This window comes from Pseudomonas sp. TMW 2.1634, assembly GCF_001703595.1.
Taxonomy (GTDB): Bacteria; Pseudomonadota; Gammaproteobacteria; order Pseudomonadales; family Pseudomonadaceae; genus Aquipseudomonas; species Aquipseudomonas fragi.
This window is the reverse complement of sequence record NZ_CP016849.1, coordinates 3,188,275-3,205,749: the sequence shown is the minus strand read 5'-3', so window position 1 is coordinate 3,205,749 and position 17,475 is coordinate 3,188,275. Positions and strand designations below refer to the sequence as shown.

General features: G+C 61.0%; 11 protein-coding genes. 8 read left to right on the top strand and 3 right to left on the bottom strand.

Annotated elements, in window-relative coordinates:
- Positions 1-49 precede the first annotated feature (49 nt).
- The 6 genes from recC (at position 50) to BFC21_RS15225 (ending at position 11,841) form a co-directional block, all read left to right on the top strand.
- Positions 50-3,499, top strand: coding sequence for an exodeoxyribonuclease V subunit gamma (gene recC, locus BFC21_RS15255; RefSeq protein WP_120266318.1), 3,450 nt, complete (start codon positions 50-52; stop codon positions 3,497-3,499).
- On the top strand, positions 3,499-7,188 hold the full coding sequence (gene recB, locus BFC21_RS15250) for an exodeoxyribonuclease V subunit beta (protein WP_120266317.1): 3,690 nt from the start codon (positions 3,499-3,501) through the stop codon (positions 7,186-7,188). Before recC ends, recB begins: the two co-directional genes overlap by 1 nt.
- The gene (gene recD, locus BFC21_RS15245) at positions 7,185-9,269 is read left to right on the top strand and encodes an exodeoxyribonuclease V subunit alpha (RefSeq protein WP_088378255.1); all 2,085 of its coding nucleotides are present in this window, start codon (positions 7,185-7,187) and stop codon (positions 9,267-9,269) included. Before recB ends, recD begins: the two co-directional genes overlap by 4 nt.
- Before the next feature lie 216 nt (positions 9,270-9,485).
- Positions 9,486-10,061, top strand: coding sequence for a YfiR family protein (locus BFC21_RS15235; protein WP_088378254.1), 576 nt, complete (start codon positions 9,486-9,488; stop codon positions 10,059-10,061).
- The gene (locus tag BFC21_RS15230) at positions 10,058-11,329 is read left to right on the top strand and encodes a diguanylate cyclase domain-containing protein (RefSeq protein WP_088378253.1); all 1,272 of its coding nucleotides are present in this window, start codon (positions 10,058-10,060) and stop codon (positions 11,327-11,329) included. The genes BFC21_RS15235 and BFC21_RS15230 overlap by 4 nt, the downstream gene beginning before the upstream one ends.
- A gap of 8 nt (positions 11,330-11,337) precedes the next feature.
- On the top strand, positions 11,338-11,841 hold the full coding sequence (locus BFC21_RS15225) for an OmpA family protein (RefSeq protein WP_088378252.1): 504 nt from the start codon (positions 11,338-11,340) through the stop codon (positions 11,839-11,841).
- A gap of 124 nt (positions 11,842-11,965) precedes the next feature.
- Here BFC21_RS15225 and BFC21_RS15220 read toward each other — a convergent pair whose 3' ends face one another.
- A complete protein-coding gene (locus BFC21_RS15220; RefSeq protein WP_016783539.1) occupies positions 11,966-12,913 on the bottom strand; it encodes a LysR family transcriptional regulator in 948 nt (315 codons plus the stop codon).
- Positions 12,914-13,027: 114 nt separating this feature from the next.
- Here BFC21_RS15220 and BFC21_RS15215 point away from each other — a divergent pair, with 114 nt between their 5' ends.
- Together BFC21_RS15215 and mmsB are read left to right on the top strand one after the other, a co-directional pair.
- Positions 13,028-14,542: a CoA-acylating methylmalonate-semialdehyde dehydrogenase gene (locus BFC21_RS15215; protein ID WP_016783538.1), complete on the top strand. Its 1,515-nt coding sequence runs from the start codon at positions 13,028-13,030 to the stop codon at positions 14,540-14,542.
- 10 nt (positions 14,543-14,552) lie between these two features.
- Positions 14,553-15,440 (top strand): 3-hydroxyisobutyrate dehydrogenase, encoded by an 888-nt coding sequence (gene mmsB / locus BFC21_RS15210; RefSeq protein ID WP_016783537.1) that lies wholly within the window; start codon positions 14,553-14,555, stop codon positions 15,438-15,440.
- A gap of 60 nt (positions 15,441-15,500) precedes the next feature.
- Here the strand turns inward: mmsB and BFC21_RS15205 are convergent, their stop codons facing one another.
- Entirely contained in the window at positions 15,501-15,845 is a 345-nt protein-coding gene (locus BFC21_RS15205; protein WP_016783536.1) for a cupin domain-containing protein, read from the bottom strand.
- 137 nt (positions 15,846-15,982) lie between these two features.
- Positions 15,983-17,386 carry an amino acid permease gene (locus BFC21_RS15200; RefSeq protein ID WP_088378251.1) on the bottom strand — a complete coding sequence of 468 codons (1,404 nt, stop codon included), beginning with the start codon at positions 17,384-17,386 and terminating at the stop codon, positions 15,983-15,985.
- Positions 17,387-17,475 lie beyond the last annotated feature (89 nt).

The following is a 17,475-nucleotide window of genomic DNA, read 5'->3' as shown; positions in this document are numbered from 1 at the left end:
CAATGTTAAGGTTCGCCTTTGGATTTTGCCTTTTCCTAAGGATGCCGTCATGCCGGTTGCTACGTCTCTCAATGCGGGATTTATGGTGGTTCATGGCAACCGCCTGGATGAGTTGCGCAACCTGGTCGTCAGCTGGATGCGCCTGTACCCACTGGCACCTTTGGAGAACGAGATTGCTCTGGTGCAGAGTAACGGCATCGCCCAATGGCTGAAGTTGGCTCTGGCCGAAGATACCCAGGACGATGATCTCGGTGGCTGCGGCATCGCGGCAGCTATCGATGTGCAACTCCCGGGCACGTTCTTGTGGCAGCTCTATCGACTGGTGTTGGGCAGCGAAGAAATTCCCGCCAAGTCCTTGCTCGATAAAGCGCCGCTGACCTGGCGTCTGATGCGCCTGCTTCCAGCCCTTATTGATCAGCCGCATTTCGAGCCGCTGCAACGCTTCCTCACTCACGACAGCGATTTGCGCAAACGCTATCAACTGTCGGAACGCCTTGCTGACCTGTTCGACCAATACCAGGTCTACCGTGCCGACTGGCTTGAAGACTGGGCTGCCGGTCGCCATCAACTGCGCAATGCCCGAGGCGAAAGCCCGGCACTGAGCCCGGCCAATTGTTGGCAGGCCGAGTTGTGGCGTGCGCTCCTGCTTGATGTCGGTGAGGAGGGTATGTCCCAAAGCCGTGCCGGTGTTCATCAGCGCTTTATGGACAAGATCAACAGCCTTGAGCAAGCGCCGCCCGGTTTGCCAGCTCGGGTAATCGTCTTTGGCATCTCGTCACTGCCGGCTCAGGCGCTTGAGGCCCTGGCCGGGCTGGCCCGTTTCAGCCAGGTTTTGTTGTGCGTGCATAACCCCTGTCGCCATCATTGGTCTGACATCGTTGCCGATAAAGATCTGCTGCGTCATCAGTACAAACGTCAGGCCCGCAAGAGCGGAATGCCTACGGCCCTTGATCTGGATACCCTGCACCAGCACGCCCACCCCTTGCTCGCTGCCTGGGGCAAGCAAGGCCGCGACTACATCAACCTGCTCGACAGCTATGACGACCCCAACAGTTATCGCGCGGCTTTTCGCGATGGTCGCATCGACCTGTTCAGTGAAATCGAGCCGCTGAACCTGCTCAACCAATTGCAGGACGATATCCTTGAGCTGCGCCCGCTCAACGAAACCCGCGAGCTGTGGCCCGCGATTGATCTGGAAAAGGATCGCTCAATACGCTTCCACGTTGCCCATAGTGCGCAACGAGAAGTCGAGATCCTGCATGACCAGTTACTTGCACGATTTAGCGAAAACCCTCAGTTGCAGCCACGCGATGTGATTGTGATGGTGCCGGATGTGGACAGTTATGCGCCGCATATCCGGGCTGTTTTCGGGCAGATCGAACGTGATGATCGGCGCTTTATTCCCTACACCCTGGCTGACCAGGGGCAGCGCGGCCGTGATCCGTTGCTGATTGCTCTTGAGCACCTGCTCAAACTGCCTGACAGCCGCTTCCCCGTCAGTGAAATCCTCGACTTGCTCGACGTGCCTTCGCTGCGCGCCCGTTTCAAGGTGCAGGAGCGCGATTTGCCAACCTTGCATCGCTGGATCGAAGGCGCCGGCATTCGCTGGGGGTTGAATGCGCAACAGCGCGCAGGCCTTGGTTTGCCCGAGCACCTGGAACAGAACAGTTGGCGTTTTGGCTTGCGCCGCATGTTGCTCGGCTATGCCGTGGGCAGTGGTGAGGCCTGCGATGGTATTGAACCCTATGATGAAATCGGCGGTTTGGACGCTGTACTGATCGGCCCGCTGGTGGCTTTGCTCGATGCGCTGGAGATCGCCCATCAGGAACTCTCGCAACCGGCGCTGCCGCAGCAATGGGGCGAGCGTCTGCAGGCCTTGGTGCAGCTGTTTTTCCAGGCCGAAACCGAACACGACGACTACCTGCTGGCCCAGCTTGAAGAGCTGCGAGAAACCTGGCTCGAAACCTGTGAGCTGGTTGGTCTGCAGGATGAGTTACCACTGACCGTAGTACGCGAGGCTTGGCTTACCGGGCTTGATCAGGGCAAGTTGTCACAACGTTTCCTGGCCGGGGCGGTCAACTTCTGCACCCTGATGCCGATGCGGGCCATCCCCTTCAAGCTGGTCTGCCTGCTGGGCATGAACGACGGCGACTACCCACGGGCACAGCCGCCGCTGGACTTCGACCTGATGGGCAGCGATTACCGCCCGGGTGACCGTTCCCGCCGCGAAGATGACCGTTACCTGTTGCTCGAAGCGCTGCTTTCGGCACGGGATCAGCTCTATATCAGTTGGGTAGGGCGCAGTATTCGCGACAATAGCGAGCGTCCTGCCTGCGTGCTGATTGGTCAGTTGCGTGACCACCTTGCCAGTGGCTGGCACCTGGAAGGCGGTGGTGACCTGCTGCAAGCCATGACCCAAGAGCATCCGCTGCAACCTTTCAGTACCCGCTATTTTCATGAAGGCAACGCCAATCTATTCAGCTATGCCCGCGAATGGCAGCGACTGCACGCGCCACAGCCAGAGCCGCTACCAGCCGGTTCGCTAAGTGAGCATGTACAGGAAGAACCATTAAATCTGACGCAACTACAGGATTTTTTGCGTCATCCTGTACGTCACTTCTTCAGCCAGCGTTTGAAAGTGTATTTCGAGGCAGCCGAAGTGCCCTTGGCCGATGAAGAGCCTTTCGTGCTCGATGCATTGCAACGCTACACCTTAAGTGACAGTTTGCTCGAAGCCGCACTGGCGCAGCCCGATCAGCTTGAAAGTGCCTTACACAGCCGCGCCCAACGCCTGCAAGGCAGCGGTTTGTTGCCTATGGCCGGATTTGGCGAATGCCTGCAGCACGAACTGATCGAGCCTTTGCCCGATGTACTGCAACGCTATCAGCAGCTCCTGGCCCTCTGGCCAGTGCCGCTGAACAGTGCGCTGCCCTTCAGTTTTGAGGACCACGGCCTGACGCTGGAAGGCTGGCTCGGCAACCTGCACCAACGCAGTGATCAAGGCCTGCTGTCCATCACCACCATTCCCAACAGTATTGGTGCGATTAAAACCCGTAAATGGCACCGTTTGACCCGGCCGTGGGTCAACCATCTGGCCGCGTGCGCCAGTGGCTTGCAGATGACCACCGCGCTGGTGGCCAGTGACGACACCTTGCTGCTCGAGCCACTGGAAACCAAACAGGCCCGGGAGATTCTGGGCAACTTGCTGGTGGCCTGGAAAGTCGGCATGAGCCACCCGCTGCCAGTAGCCGTTAAAACCGCTTTCGCCTGGCTGGCCCAGACCGATTCGGGCAAGGCCGCTGTGGCTGCGCAAAAAGCTTATGAGGGCGATGGCCAGACCAGCGATGGCGAACGCCGCGAAAGCGCAGCACTGGCCCGTCAGTTCCCTGACTACGCGGCCTTGATGGCTGGCGACGAATTTGAAGAGTGGTGCGATGCCCTCTATCGACCCCTCTTTGATGCGCCTTGGCGCTCATTGAACAGCGAGGCATCCCGCTAATGAGCGAGCAATCTTTACCACTGGCCCTGGCATTCCCCCTACGCGGCAGCCAATTGATCGAAGCCAGTGCCGGCACCGGCAAAACCTTCACTATCTCGGCGCTCTACCTGCGTCTGATTCTGGGCCATGGCGGTGAAACCTCCGGTTTTGGCCGTGAATTATTACCGCCGCAAATTCTCGTTGTGACCTTTACGGATGCCGCTACCAAAGAACTTCGCGACCGCATCCGCACGCGCCTGGCAGAAGCCGCGCGGTATTTTCGGGGCGAGATTGACGCTCCGGATGGGCTGGTCGAAGAGCTGCGGGACCAGTTTGCTCCCGAGCAGTGGGCCGCTTGCGCCGGACGTCTGGATATTGCCGCGCAGTGGATGGACGAGGCTGCGGTCTCGACCATCCACAGCTGGTGCCAGCGCATGTTGCGCGAGCACGCTTTTGACAGCGGCAGCCTGTTTACCCAGACCCTGGAAACCGATCACAGCGATTTGCTGGGCGAAGTGCTGCGCGACTACTGGCGGCTGTTTTGCTACCCCATGCAGGGCGATGCACTGAACTGGGTACGCGCCAACTGGAGCGGCCCCGCCGCCTTGATGCCGCGCGTGCGTGCGTTGTTTGGCAGCTCGCGCCAGCCCGCTAACGCGGAGCAAACGCCCGCACAAATGATCGAAGCCTGCTTGCAGGAGCGCCGTGAGGCGTTGGCGCAACTCAAGACGCCCTGGCTGCAATGGGCACAAGAGCTGCGCGAAATCTGCCTGCAAGGCGTGGCCGCTAAAGCCGTCGACGGTCGGAAAATGCAGGCCCGCTATTTCGAACCCTGGTTTGAAAAACTCAGCGCCTGGGCTGCGGATGACACCCAGGAGCAACTTGACCTGGGTACCGGCTTTACCCGACTGACCCCCGACGGCATGGCCGAAGCCTGGAAAGACGCGGCTCCGCAGCATCCGGGGCTGGATGCCATGCCCGGCCTCAAGGCTGCGCTCGATGCCTTGCCGAGCCCGGACGCCGCGGTGCTGCAGCATGCGGCGCACTGGGTGAGTGTGCGTTTTGAAGAAGAAAAGCGCCGCCGTGCCGAAATGGGCTTCGACGACATGCTGCTGCGCCTGGACGCGGCCTTGCAGGCTGAAGGCGGCGAGCGTCTGGCGACCCTGATTCGTGAACAGTTTCCGGTGGCGCTGATCGACGAATTCCAGGACACCGACCCCGTGCAGTACCGTATCTTCGAGACGATCTACCGGATTGAAGACAACGGCCCCGATACCGGTCTGTTCCTGATCGGTGACCCGAAACAGGCGATTTATGCCTTTCGCGGGGCGGATATCTATACCTACTTGCGCGCGCGTCAGGCCACTGCGGGTCGCTTGCACACGCTGGACACCAACTTTCGCTCCAGCCACGCCATGGTCAAGGCCGTCAATCATGTCTTTGAACGGGCCGAGCTGCGCGATAGCGGTCGGGGTGCATTTTTGTTCCGCGAAGGTTCTGAAAACCCTGTGCCTTTTGTTTCGGTCAGATCCCAGGGGCGCAAGGAAGTCCTGCAGCTCGATGGTCAGCCCGTCAGCGCCCTGACCCTTTGGCAGTTGCCTTCCGAGCAACCGCTGTCAGGGGTTGTTTACCGTCAGCATTTGGCGGCCGCTTGTGCCAGCCAGATTGTCGAGCTGCTCAATGGCGGCCAGCAAGGGCGTTGCGGCTTTATCAAGGACGGCGAAGCACTGCGTGGCGTATTGCCTGCCGACATCGCGATTCTGGTGCGTGACGGTAAGGAAGCCCAAGCGGTTCGACGAGAATTGTCTACCCGTGGCGTGCGAAGTGTTTACCTGTCGGATAAGGATTCGGTGTACGCCGCGCAGGAAGCACATGATGTGCTGGCCTGGCTCAAGGCCTGCGCCGAGCCGGACGTCGAGCGCCCGCTGCGGGCCGCGTTGGCCTGTATCACCCTGGACCTGCCGCTGGTTGAACTGGAGCGTCTGAACCAGGATGAACTGGCGTGGGAAAAACGCGTAATGCAGTTCCGTGGTTACCGCGAAACCTGGCGCAAGCAAGGGGTGCTCGCCATGCTGCGCCGTTTACTGCACGACTTTGAGCTGCCCCAGGCGCTGATTGCCCGCCCTGATGGCGAGCGCGTGCTGACCAATGTCTTGCACTTGTCCGAATTGTTGCAGCAAGCCGCAGCCGAACTGGACGGTGAGCAGGCGCTGATTCGCCATTTGGCCGAGCATCTGGCCTTGTCCGGTCAGGCGGGTGAAGAGCAGATCCTGCGCCTGGAAAGTGACGAGCAACTGGTCAAGGTGGTGACCATCCACAAGTCCAAGGGCCTGGAATACCCCTTGGTGTTTTTGCCGTTTATTTGCTCGGCAAAACCGGTGGATGGCAGCCGTTTGCCGCTGCATTTCCACGATGCCGCTGGCAATGCCCAAGTGAGTTTGAAACCGACGCCAGAGCTGATCGCCCAGGCCGACGACGAGCGTCTGGCCGAAGACTTGCGCCTGCTCTATGTCGCCCTGACCCGCGCCCAGCATGCGTGCTGGCTGGGGGTTGCCGACCTCAAGCGCGGCAACAACAATCGCTCGGTGCTGCACCTTTCGGCCTTGGGGTATTTGCTCGGAGGGGGTGCCATGCTGGCCGAGTCCGCAGGCTTGCAGAGCTGGCTGGCCGAGGTGCAGCAAGGTTGCGACGCCCTGCAGTGCGAAGCCGTACCAGCCGCTGGCGAGGCGCATTTTTATCCACCGCTCAACCAGGCCACCTTGCTGGAACCGCTGATCCCGAGCCGCCGCGCCGCCGAAAACTGGTGGATTGCTTCCTACAGCGCATTGCGTATCGGTGACAGTCTCAGCCCCGCCGAAGCACCGGAAAGCGCCCTGGCGCAAAAGCTCTCGGACGATGAACGACTCGACCCGGATGCGCCGCGTGATGTGTTACTCAGCGGCGGCGATATCCACCGCTTCCCCCGCGGGCCGAATCCCGGCACCTTTCTCCACGGTCTGCTCGAATGGGCCGGCAGTGAAGGTTTCAAGGCGGATCCCGAGGCGCTCCAGGATGCCGTGGCGCGCCGCTGCAACCGTCGCGGCTGGCAAGGCTGGATCGAGACCCTGAGTGACTGGTTGCAGCATCTGCAAGATGAACCGCTGCGCCTGAATAACGGTCAGCCTGCTGTGGTCCTGAGTGAGTTGAACCAGTACCAGATTGAGATGGAATTCTGGTTTGCCAGCCACAAGGTCGATGTTGTGCAGATGGATCAACTGGTGCGCCAGCATACCCACGGCGGTGCGCCGCGGGCGGGGGCTGAGCCGAGCCTGTTGAATGGCATGTTCAAGGGCTTTATCGACCTGACCTTCGAGCATCAGGGCCGTTATTACGTGGCGGACTACAAATCGAACTGGCTGGGTGCTGATGATTCGGCCTACACCGAGCAAGCGATGACCGCCTCGATTCTGGATAACCGCTATGACCTGCAGTACGTCCTGTACCTGCTGGCCCTGCACCGTCAGCTCAAGGCGCGGCTACCCGGCTATGACTACGACCAGCATATGGGCGGCGCGCTGTATCTGTTTTTGCGTGGCACCCGCTCCCAGGGGCAGGGCGTATTTTTCACCCGCCCGCCCAGACTATTGATCGAAAGCCTGGACCTGATGTTCCAGGGCAAACCGCTGCCGAAAACAGCTGAACCGGCGTGGGAACAGGGAGTGTTGTTATGAGTCGTTCGTTTGCCGAGCTGTTGCCTACGCCGTTGACGGCCGAAAGCCTGGCCTTGTTGCAGCCCCTGGGCCGCGCCGAGGACTTGCTGCTGTTGCTCGAACGCTGGGTCGAACGTGGCTGGTTGCGTGCTCTGGACAAGGCCTTCGTGGCTTTCTTGCATGAGCGTGACCCCCAGGGTGATCCGCTGGTGCTGCTGGCCGCGGCGTTGACCAGCCATCAACTGGGCCACGGGCATGTGTGCCTGGATTTGTTCGAAACCCTGAAAGAACCCGATTTCGCGCTGTCTTTGCCCCCCGAAGGCGATGTGCAAACCGGCGCCATGTTGCTGCCTTCGCAGCTGCTTGAAGCGCTGGATGGCGAGGCCTGGTGCAAGGCCTTGCAAGCCAGCTCACTGGTCGAACATGCCGGGCAGTCGTCTGCGGATGCGGCCAGCCGGCCCTTGGTGTTGAGTGAGCGGCGTCTGTATTTGCGCCGTTACTGGGCTTACGAGCGTCGAATCGACGGCGCTTTGCGCCAGCGTCTGGCAGTGGCTGAAGCCACCCCGGCGGATTTGCCCGCACGTTTGAACGGACTGTTCGGTAGCCCGGCGCAGAATGCGCCGGTTGACTGGCAGAAACTGGCGTGTGCCTTGGCTACACGCGGGGCTTTCAGCATCGTCACGGGCGGCCCCGGCACTGGTAAAACTACGACCGTGGTGCGCTTGCTGGCGTTGCTGCAAGCCCCGGCGGTAGAGGCGGGCGCACCCTTGCGCATTCGCCTGGCAGCACCGACCGGCAAAGCCGCCGCCCGGCTGACCGAGTCCATCAGCGTGCAAGTCAAATCCCTGGAAGTAGACGACAAGGTTCGGCAAAAAATCCCCAGCGACGTGACCACTGTTCACCGGCTGCTGGGCAGCCGCCCTGGTACCCGACACTTTCGCCATCACGCGGGTAATCGTTTGCCGCTGGACGTGCTGGTGGTCGACGAAGCGTCGATGATTGACCTGGAAATGATGGCCAATCTGCTCGATGCCTTGCCAGCCCATGCGCGGCTGGTGCTGCTGGGTGACAAGGATCAGTTGGCGTCGGTTGAAGCCGGTGCCGTATTGGGGGATTTGTGCCGGGATGCCGAGGCGGGCTGGTATACCCCGCAAACCCGTAGCTGGCTGGAGCAGGTCAGTGGCGAAAACCTCGGTGCCAGCGACTTGCAGCAAGACCTGGACGGTACGCACCCACTGGCCCAGCAAGTGGTGATGCTGCGCCACTCGCGGCGTTTTGGTGAGGGCAGCGGTATTGGCCAGCTGTCGCGCCTGGTCAACCAGCAGTTGCCCCGCGAGGCACGCGCCCTGCTGGCTGCAGGCAACCATGCCGACCTTTTTGCGCTGCCCCTCAAGGGCGAGCAGGACCGCGCCTTTGAACGTCTGGCGCTGGAAGGGCGTGGCGCTGAGGCCAAAGGCTATCGGCATTATATTGAGCGGTTGCGCGAGCAGCGCCCTGACACCCGCAGCGGCCTTGAAGACCCGCGCTGGGCGGCCTGGGCGGGGCATGTGCTGCAAGCGTTCGAGGCCTTTCAGGTGCTCTGCGCCGTGCGCAAGGGGCCGTGGGGCGTAGAGGGCCTGAATGAGCGCATCACCCGCGCCCTGTTTGCCCGCAAGTTGATTGATGGCGACCAGCAGTGGTACGAAGGCCGCCCGGTGCTGATGACCCGCAACGATTACGGGCTGGGGCTGATGAACGGCGATATTGGCATCGCCCTCATGCTTCCCGAGGGTGAAGGTCAGGCCCGGCGCCATGTATTGCGGGTGGCATTCGCGCGCAATGACGGGCAGGGCGGTATCCGTTTTGTCCTGCCAAGCCGGCTCAATGATGTTGAAACGGTGTATGCCATGACCGTACACAAATCCCAGGGCTCGGAGTTTTCCCATACGGCGTTGGTGTTGCCCGAAGCACTCAACCCGGTGTTGACCAAAGAGCTGATCTATACCGGCATCACCCGGGCCAAGCACTGGTTCAGCCTGGTAGAGCCACGCGCGGGGGTTTTTGAAGAAGCCGTGCAGCGCAAGGTCAAGCGCCTGAGCGGGTTGATGCTGGGGTTGGGGTAGCCAAAGTCTCGGTCCTGATCCGGGAGCTTTCTTGTGGGAGCGGGCTTGCCTGCGATGCTGACGTTACGGTCTGCCTGGCAAACCTCGGTGATGCCATCGCGAGCAAGCCCGCTCCCACAGTAAATGGCGCGCCCAATGTGACCTGTATCACAGTTAATACACATGTCGTGCTATCGTTACGACACTATTCCTATAAAGATCTCAGAGAAATCCTGCATGGACGTGGCTGTCTCATCGACAGAACAGCACTTTGGATGGCGGCTGCGGCTGTTATCTTTTTGCCTGTTACTGCTGAGCACTCCTTGCCTGGTGCAGGCGCAAACGCCCGTCAACCTGGCGGATCAACGCGCCAGGGCCGTGACCCAGGTGGTGCTGGGCATCCTCAGTTATGCGCGCTGGCCCACAGAGCCGGCGCAACTGCAGTTGTGCGTGATTGGCCCCACCGAATACACCGATGACCTGCTCAAGGGCGCGACGCAATCCACTGGCCGGCCGGTGCAGGTGCGGCGTGTGCTGGCGAGTGACCCGGGCATCGCCGGCAGTTGCAACGCGGTCTACCTGGGCAAGCTGAGCGCCGAGGAGCGCAGCCGTCTGTTCAGCAGCTTCAGCACCAAGGCGGTACTGAGCATCAGCGAAGACGGTGACCAATGCACCGTGGGCAGCCTGTTTTGCCTGCATGTGCGTGATGAGCAAGTGTCGTTCGAGGTCAACCTCGACTCCGTGGCCCGCAGCGGCGTGCGTATTCACCCCAGCGTGTTGCAACTGTCACGCCGTCGGGCGGCGCAGCCATGAGCGGGTTGAATGCGCCGCAACGGCGTCGCCGGCTGCGTTCGGTGTTGCGCCGTGGGCATCTTGGCGTGGCCCTGGTCGCGGTCACACTGGCCAGCGCCTCCATGACCCTGCTGGGCGTGCTGGCACTCAAGGTCTATGCCGATCACAACCTGCACCTGATTGCCCGCTCCATCAATTACACCGTGGAAGCGGCAGTGGTGTTTGACGACCCCGGGGCGGCAACCGAAGCACTGGCCTTGATTGCCTCCACCGAAGCGGTCGCCGAGGCCCGGGTCTACACCGCCGATGGTGATCTGCTCGCGCATTGGCAGCGGCCCGAAAACGGCCTGTTGTCGAGGGTTGAAATGCTTTTGGCCGACAGCTTGCTGGAGCAACCGATCACCGTGCCGATCCTGCATCAGGGCCGTGAAGTTGGCCGCGTGGTCCTGCGCGGGCACGGTGCCAATATGCTGCGGTTTTTGCTTAGCGGGCTGCTTGGCGTGCTGCTGTGTACGGCACTCAGCGCCTGGAGTGCGCTGTACCTGTCGCGCCGGCTGCTGGGCGGGATTACCGGGCCTTTGCAGCAACTGGCACAAGTGGCCCACGCCGCCCGTCGTGAGCGGGCGTTCGATCGGCGTGTGCCGCCTGCGCATATTGCCGAACTGGACAGCCTGGGCAACGACTTCAATGCCCTGCTCGACGAACTGGAGTCATGGCAAAGCCATCTGCAAAACGAAAATGAGACCCTGGCCCATCAGGCCAGCCACGATTCGCTGACCAACCTGCCCAACCGCGCGTACTTCGAGGCGCGGTTGACGCGCACCCTGCGTGCGCTCAACAAAACCCGGGACAAGGCCGCCGTGCTGTTTCTCGACAGCGACCGCTTCAAGGACATCAACGACTCCTATGGCCATGCCGCCGGTGATGCGGTGTTGGTGGCCGTGGCCACGCGCATCCGTGCCCAGTTGCGTGAAGACGATGTTGTGGCGCGCCTGGGCGGTGACGAATTTGCGATCTTGCTGACGCCGATGCACAAGGTCGAAGACGCCCAGCGCATCGCCGAGAAGATCATCGCCAGCATGCTTGAACCGATCCAGTTGCCGGGGCAAGTGTGTGTCGTGACCTCGCTCAGTATCGGCATCGCGGTTTACCCGGAACATGGTGCAAGTGCCCAGGAGCTGCTTTGCGCAGCGGACTCGGCGATGTACCAGGCCAAGCGCCTCGCCCGAGGCGGGCAACATGTAGCGGAGTCGGAGCACCCCGCAAACACCGTCATTACCAGGAGCTAACCCCCAACATGCGTGCATTGACCCAGCGTTATCTGCAGTTTTTCAGCGTTGCCTTATTGTTGGCGACATTGTCGTTGACCGGTTGCCAGACTGCCCCGCCCAAGGGCCTGACCCCGGCGCAGATTGCGGTCCTCAAGGAGCAGGGCTTTGAGTTGACCGAAGAGGGCTGGGCATTTGGCCTGTCGGGCAAAGTGCTGTTTGGCAGCGACCTTGAAGTGCTCAATGCGCAAAGCCAGCAAATCGTGGAACGCATCGGCACGGCCCTGCTGGGTGCAGATATCCAGCGCGTGCGGGTCGACGGCCATACGGACTCGTCGGGCAAGGAGTCCTACAACGAACAACTGTCTGTGCGCCGCGCCAACAGTGTGGTCAAGGCCCTGACCAAAGTTGGCATGCGCCCGGAGAATATCCAAATCCGTGGGTTAGGTAGTCGCGAGCCGGTAGCCAGCAACAACAGCCGCGCCGGGCGCACGGAAAACCGTCGGGTGTCGATTGTGGTGATTGCCGACTAGAGGTTCGTACTTGGTCCCCCTCATCTTTGTGGGAGCGGGCTTGCTCGCGATTCAGGCACCGCGATCTGCCTGAATGATCGCGGTGATGCTATCGCGAGCAAGCCCGCTCCCACAGGGTTTGGGGTCAGTCCACAAATTTCATCCCGCGCGTTTCGCCCAGTAGCAGCGGTGCATTCAGCTCCGTCACTTCGCGGATGTAATCCCACAACAGGGTGATCCGCTTGAGTTTGCGCAGGTCCTCGCGGCAGTACATCCAGAACTGCCGCGTCAGGTTGACCTCATTCGGCAACACCGGCAGCAGGCGCGGATCCTGGGCGGCCAGAAAGCATGGCAGGATCGCCAGCGACCGGCCCTGCTGCGCCGCCACGAATTGCGCGATCACGCTGGTGCTGCGCAGGTTGGCGCTGGCGCCGGGCAGCACGTTGGCCAGGTACAGCAGCTCCGAACTGAACGCCAGATCGTCCACATAACTGATAAACGTATGCTCGGCCAAATCCGCCGCCCGGTTGATAGGCGGGTGCTGGTCCAGGTATTCCTGGGTGGCATACAGCTGCAGGCGGTAGTCGCATAGTTTGCAGCATACATACGGCCCGTGTTCCGGGCGCTCCAGGGCGATCACGATATCGGCTTCGCGCTTGGACAGGCTGATAAAGTGCGGCAGTGGCAGGATATCCACCGAAATGGCCGGGTAGGCGTCGACAAAATGGCTGAGCTGGGGGGTGACAAAAAAGCTCCCGAACCCCTCGGTGCAGCCCATGCGCACATGCCCGGACAGTGCCACGCCCGACCCCGACACCTGCTCGCAGGCCATGTGCAGCGTGCTTTCGATCGACTCGGCATAGCCCAGTAAACGCTGGCCTTCGCTGGTCAGGGTGAAGCCGTTGGTGCGCGACTTTTCAAACAGCAACGTACCGAGGGCAGCTTCCAGCGAGCTGATGCGCCGCGACACGGTGGTGTAGTCCACCGCCAGGCGTTTGGCCGCGCTGCTGGCTTTACGGGTGCGGGCCACCTCAAGAAAAAACTTCAGGTCGTCCCAGTTCAATGCACTTAGCGATGTGATGTTTTTTTGCATGTTTGACCGGCTTTTATGTGCGTTCTTATTAGAAGAACGCACACCTATACTCCAAAAACAGTCCTGCGACCAATCTGGACACCCGCACTCAAAATAATAATGCCGGAGACTTCCATGAACGTTTCTACCACCCCGTACCAAAACGCCCGCCTGCTGATCGATGGCGAATGGGTCGAGTCGCAGACCACCGAGTGGCACGACATCGTCAACCCCGCCACTCAGCAAGTGCTGGCCAAAGTGCCGTTTGCCACTGCCGCTGAAGTCAACGCCGCCATCGCTGCCGCCCAGCGCGCCTTCCAGACCTGGAAGCTGACGCCCATTGGCGCGCGCATGCGCATCATGCTCAAGCTGCAGGCGCTGATTCGCGAACACTCCAAACGCATCGCCACCGTGCTCAGTGCCGAACAGGGCAAAACCATTGCCGACGCTGAGGGCGATATTTTCCGTGGCCTGGAAGTGGTCGAGCATGCGTGCTCCATCGGCACCTTGCAGATGGGTGAATTCGCCGAAAACGTCGCTGGCGGGGTGGATACCTACACGTTGCGCCAACCAATCGGCGTTTGCGCCGGGATCACGCCGTTCAACTTCCCGGCCATGATTCCGCTATGGATGTTCCCGATGGCCATTGCCTGCGGTAACACCTTCGTACTCAAGCCATCCGAGCAAGACCCGCTGTCGACCTTGATGCTGGTCGAGCTGGCGCTGGAGGCCGGTGTACCGCCAGGCGTGCTCAACGTCGTCCACGGCGGCAAGGAGGTGGTGGATGCGCTCTGCACCCACGCCGATATCAAGGCGGTTTCGTTTGTTGGCTCAACCGCCGTCGGCACCCACGTGTATGACCTGGCGGGCCGTCACGGCAAACGCGTGCAATCGATGATGGGCGCGAAAAACCACGCCGTGGTGCTGGCCGATGCCAACCGCGAACAAACCCTCAACGCGCTGGTCGGTGCCGGTTTCGGCGCGGCCGGGCAACGCTGCATGGCCACCTCGGTGGTGGTGCTGGTGGGCGCGGCGAAAAAGTGGCTGCCCGACCTCAAGGCCCTGGCGCAAAAACTTAAGGTCAACGCTGGCAGCGAGGCGGGCACCGATGTAGGCCCGGTGATCTCCAAACGTGCGAAAGAGCGCGTGCTGGGGCTGATCGAAAGCGGGATCAAGGAAGGCGCGGTGCTGGAACTGGACGGCCGTAACATCAAGGTGCCGGGTTTTGAACAAGGTAACTTTATTGGCCCGACCCTGTTTTCCGGGGTCACCACCGATATGCAGATTTACACCCAGGAAATTTTCGGCCCGGTGCTGGTGGTGATTGAGGTCGACACCCTCGACCAGGCCATCGCACTGGTCAATGCCAACCCGTTTGGTAATGGCACCGGCCTGTTTACCCAAAGCGGCGCAGCGGCGCGCAAGTTCCAGACCGAAATCGATGTGGGCCAGGTGGGTATCAATATCCCGATCCCGGTACCGGTGCCGTTCTTCAGCTTTACCGGCTCCCGTGGATCGAAACTCGGCGATCTTGGCCCTTACGGCAAGCAAGTGGTGCAGTTCTATACTCAAACCAAGACCGTCACCAGTCGCTGGTTCGACGATGACAGCGTGAACGATGGCGTCAACACCACCATCCACCTTCGTTGAGGGCACCCGTATGAACATCGCATTTATCGGCCTGGGCAACATGGGCGCACCGATGGCGCGCAACCTGCTCAAGGCCGGGCACTCGTTGAACCTGTTTGACCTGAACAAGGACATCCTTGCTGAACTGGCTGCCCTGGGTGGCCACATCAGCACTTCGCCACGTGAAGCGGCCCAAGGCACGGAAATGGTGATCACCATGCTCCCGGCTGCGGCTCATGTGCGCAGCGTGTGGCTGGGTGAGGACGGTGTGCTCGCCGGTATCGCCAAGGGCGTGCCCGCCGTGGATTGCAGCACCATCGACCCGCAGACCGCCCGCGATGTCGCCGCTGCAGCCGCCAAACAGGGCGTGCAGATGGCCGATGCGCCGGTGTCCGGCGGTACCGGCGGCGCACAGGCAGGCACCCTGACCTTTATGGTCGGCGCGCCCCAGGCACTGTTTGACACCTTGCACCCGGTACTCGAACAAATGGGCCGCAACATCGTCCATTGTGGGGATGTGGGCACCGGCCAGGTGGCTAAAATCTGCAACAACCTGCTGCTCGGCATCTCCATGGTCGGCGTCAGCGAGGCGATGGCCCTGGGGGCTGCACTGGGTATCGACAGCGAAGTCCTGGCTGGGGTGATCAACAGCTCCACCGGGCGCTGCTGGAGTTCGGAGGTGTACAACCCGTGGCCGGGGATCGTGGAAACGGCCCCTGCATCACGCGGCTACACCGGCGGGTTTGGTGCCGAACTGATGCTTAAGGACCTGGGGCTGGCCACCGAGGCCGCACGTCAGGCCCACCAGCCGGTGGTCATGGGGGCCGTGGCGCAACAGCTGTATCAGGCCATGAGCCTGCGTGGCGAAGGCGGCAAGGACTTCTCGGCCATCATCAACAGCTATCGCAAACCTCAGTAACTGGTCGCTTTACCGGGAGCCCGCGTCGGGCGGGCTCCCGGGTTTTTTGCGTGGTTTCACTCAGGCAAAAACGAAGTACTTGCGCACGGTTTCCACCACTTCCCATGTGCCTTTCATGCCTGGCTCCACCACAAAGATATCCCCGGCCCGCAAGTGGATCGGCTCTTTGCCCTCGGGGGTGATGATGCAATAGCCCTCACGGAAATCGCAGTATTCCCACTTCACATACTCCACATACCACTTGCCGGGCGTGCAAATCCAGGTGCCCATGATCTTGCTGCCGTCTTCGCTGGTGTAGGCATTGAGGTTGACGGTGTGCGGGTCGCCTTCGAGTTTTTCCCACTTGCAGGCATCGAGCACGGGCAGGGGATGGGTGTCGCGAAGCACGGTGATTGGCGCAGACATAAGACCTCCGGTGATGGGTTATCGAACCTCACCCTAACCGCAGCGTTACTCTGACAGATGCCTGGTTCCGACCCCCAGATGCGCAAAAGCCCCGGCACTGTTTTCAGTACCGGGGCTTTTTTGTAACAGCTGGATGCTTAGTGCGTATTGGCCAGTGCCTTGCCAGTGCGCAGGCGCAGCAGATAGAAGCCGTAGATGATCAGCAGCCACACCGGAATCGCATACACCGACGCGCGAACGTCGGGGATCATCCAGATCACCGAAACGATCACCGCCATAAATACCAGGCACAGGATATTGCTGAACGGGAACCAGAATGCCTTGAACGAAGGCGTCACGCCCTGTACCGCCATCGCCTTGCGGAACTTGATATGAGTGAGGCTGATCAGCGCCCAGTTGATCATCAGCGAGGCAACCACCAGCGCGAACAGCAGCTCCAGCGCCTTGTGCGGGGCCACATAGTTGACCACCACACACAGCAGCGTCACCAGTGCCGACACGCCCAGTGCGCGCAAAGGCACGCCGTTTTTGGTCAGTTTCATCAGCGCCTTGGGTGCATCACCCTGTTCGGCCAGGCCGAACAGCATGCGGCTGTTGCAGTACACGCCGCTGTTGTACACCGACAGCGCGGCGGTCAACACCACGAAGTTGAGGATTTGTGCCGCGGTATCGCTGCCGATCAAGGCAAAGATCTGCACAAACGGGCTGCTGCCGTAGGCATCGCCGCCGGCGCCCAGGGTGACCAGTAACTGGTCCCACGGGTACAGCGCCAGCAGCACCGTCAGGGCACCGACATAGAAAATCAGGATCCGGTACACCACCTGGTTGATGGCCTTGGGGATGACCTTTTTCGGCTCGCTGGCTTCAGCGGCGGTGATGCCCACCAGTTCCAGGCCACCAAAGGAAAACATGATAAAGGCCATTGCCATCAGCAGGCCCATGCCACCATTGGGGAAGAAGCCGCCGTGGCTCCACAGGTTGCTGATCGACGCCTGCGGGCCGCCGGTGCCGCTGAACAGCAGGTAGCAGCCCAAAACGATCATGCCGACAATCGCCACCACCTTGATGATGGCAAACCAGAACTCCATCTCGCCGAACACTTTGACGTTCAGGGTATTGATCAGGTTGACCAGCGCAAAGAACACCACGGCGCTGACCCAGGTCGGTACCTCGGGCCACCAGAACTGGATGTACTTGCCCACGGCCGTCAGCTCGGCCATGCCCACCAGTACATACAGCACCCAGTAGTTCCAGCCCGACAGGAACCCCGCATAGCCGCCCCAGTACTTGTGGGCAAAGTGGCTGAAGGAGCCGGCCACCGGCTCTTCGACGATCATTTCGCCCAGCTGGCGCATGATCAGGAATGCGATAAAGCCGGCGATCGCATAGCCCAGGATCATCGACGGCCCGGCCGACTTGAGCACGCCCGCCGACCCCAGGAACAGGCCCGTACCGATGGCACCGCCCAGGGCGATCAGCTGGATGTGGCGATTTTTCAAACCGCGTTTGAGTGTGACCGGGGGGGAGTTAGCGTCAGCCATCGGGTGCCCTGTGAGTTGTTATTCTCAAAACTTGATAAAAATACCCGCGGCCAAAAGTGCCCCGGGTGTCGCAAGCCCCGGATATTACT

Bases quoted from the DNA above. Each gene is read 5' to 3' on its own strand.
- recC (WP_120266318.1), top strand. From the start codon at position 50: ATGCCGGTTGCTACGTCTCTCAATGCGGGATTTATGGTGGTTCATGGC.
- BFC21_RS15205 (WP_016783536.1), bottom strand. From the start codon at position 15,845: ATGTCTGCGCCAATCACCGTGCTTCGCGACACCCATCCCCTGCCCGTG.
- BFC21_RS15225 (WP_088378252.1), top strand. From the start codon at position 11,338: ATGCGTGCATTGACCCAGCGTTATCTGCAGTTTTTCAGCGTTGCCTTA.
- recB (WP_120266317.1), top strand. From the start codon at position 3,499: ATGAGCGAGCAATCTTTACCACTGGCCCTGGCATTCCCCCTACGCGGC.
- mmsB (WP_016783537.1), top strand. From the start codon at position 14,553: ATGAACATCGCATTTATCGGCCTGGGCAACATGGGCGCACCGATGGCG.
- BFC21_RS15235 (WP_088378254.1), top strand. From the start codon at position 9,486: ATGGACGTGGCTGTCTCATCGACAGAACAGCACTTTGGATGGCGGCTG.
- BFC21_RS15220 (WP_016783539.1), bottom strand. From the start codon at position 12,913: ATGCAAAAAAACATCACATCGCTAAGTGCATTGAACTGGGACGACCTG.
- BFC21_RS15215 (WP_016783538.1), top strand. From the start codon at position 13,028: ATGAACGTTTCTACCACCCCGTACCAAAACGCCCGCCTGCTGATCGAT.
- BFC21_RS15230 (WP_088378253.1), top strand. From the start codon at position 10,058: ATGAGCGGGTTGAATGCGCCGCAACGGCGTCGCCGGCTGCGTTCGGTG.
- recD (WP_088378255.1), top strand. From the start codon at position 7,185: ATGAGTCGTTCGTTTGCCGAGCTGTTGCCTACGCCGTTGACGGCCGAA.
- BFC21_RS15200 (WP_088378251.1), bottom strand. From the start codon at position 17,386: ATGGCTGACGCTAACTCCCCCCCGGTCACACTCAAACGCGGTTTGAAA.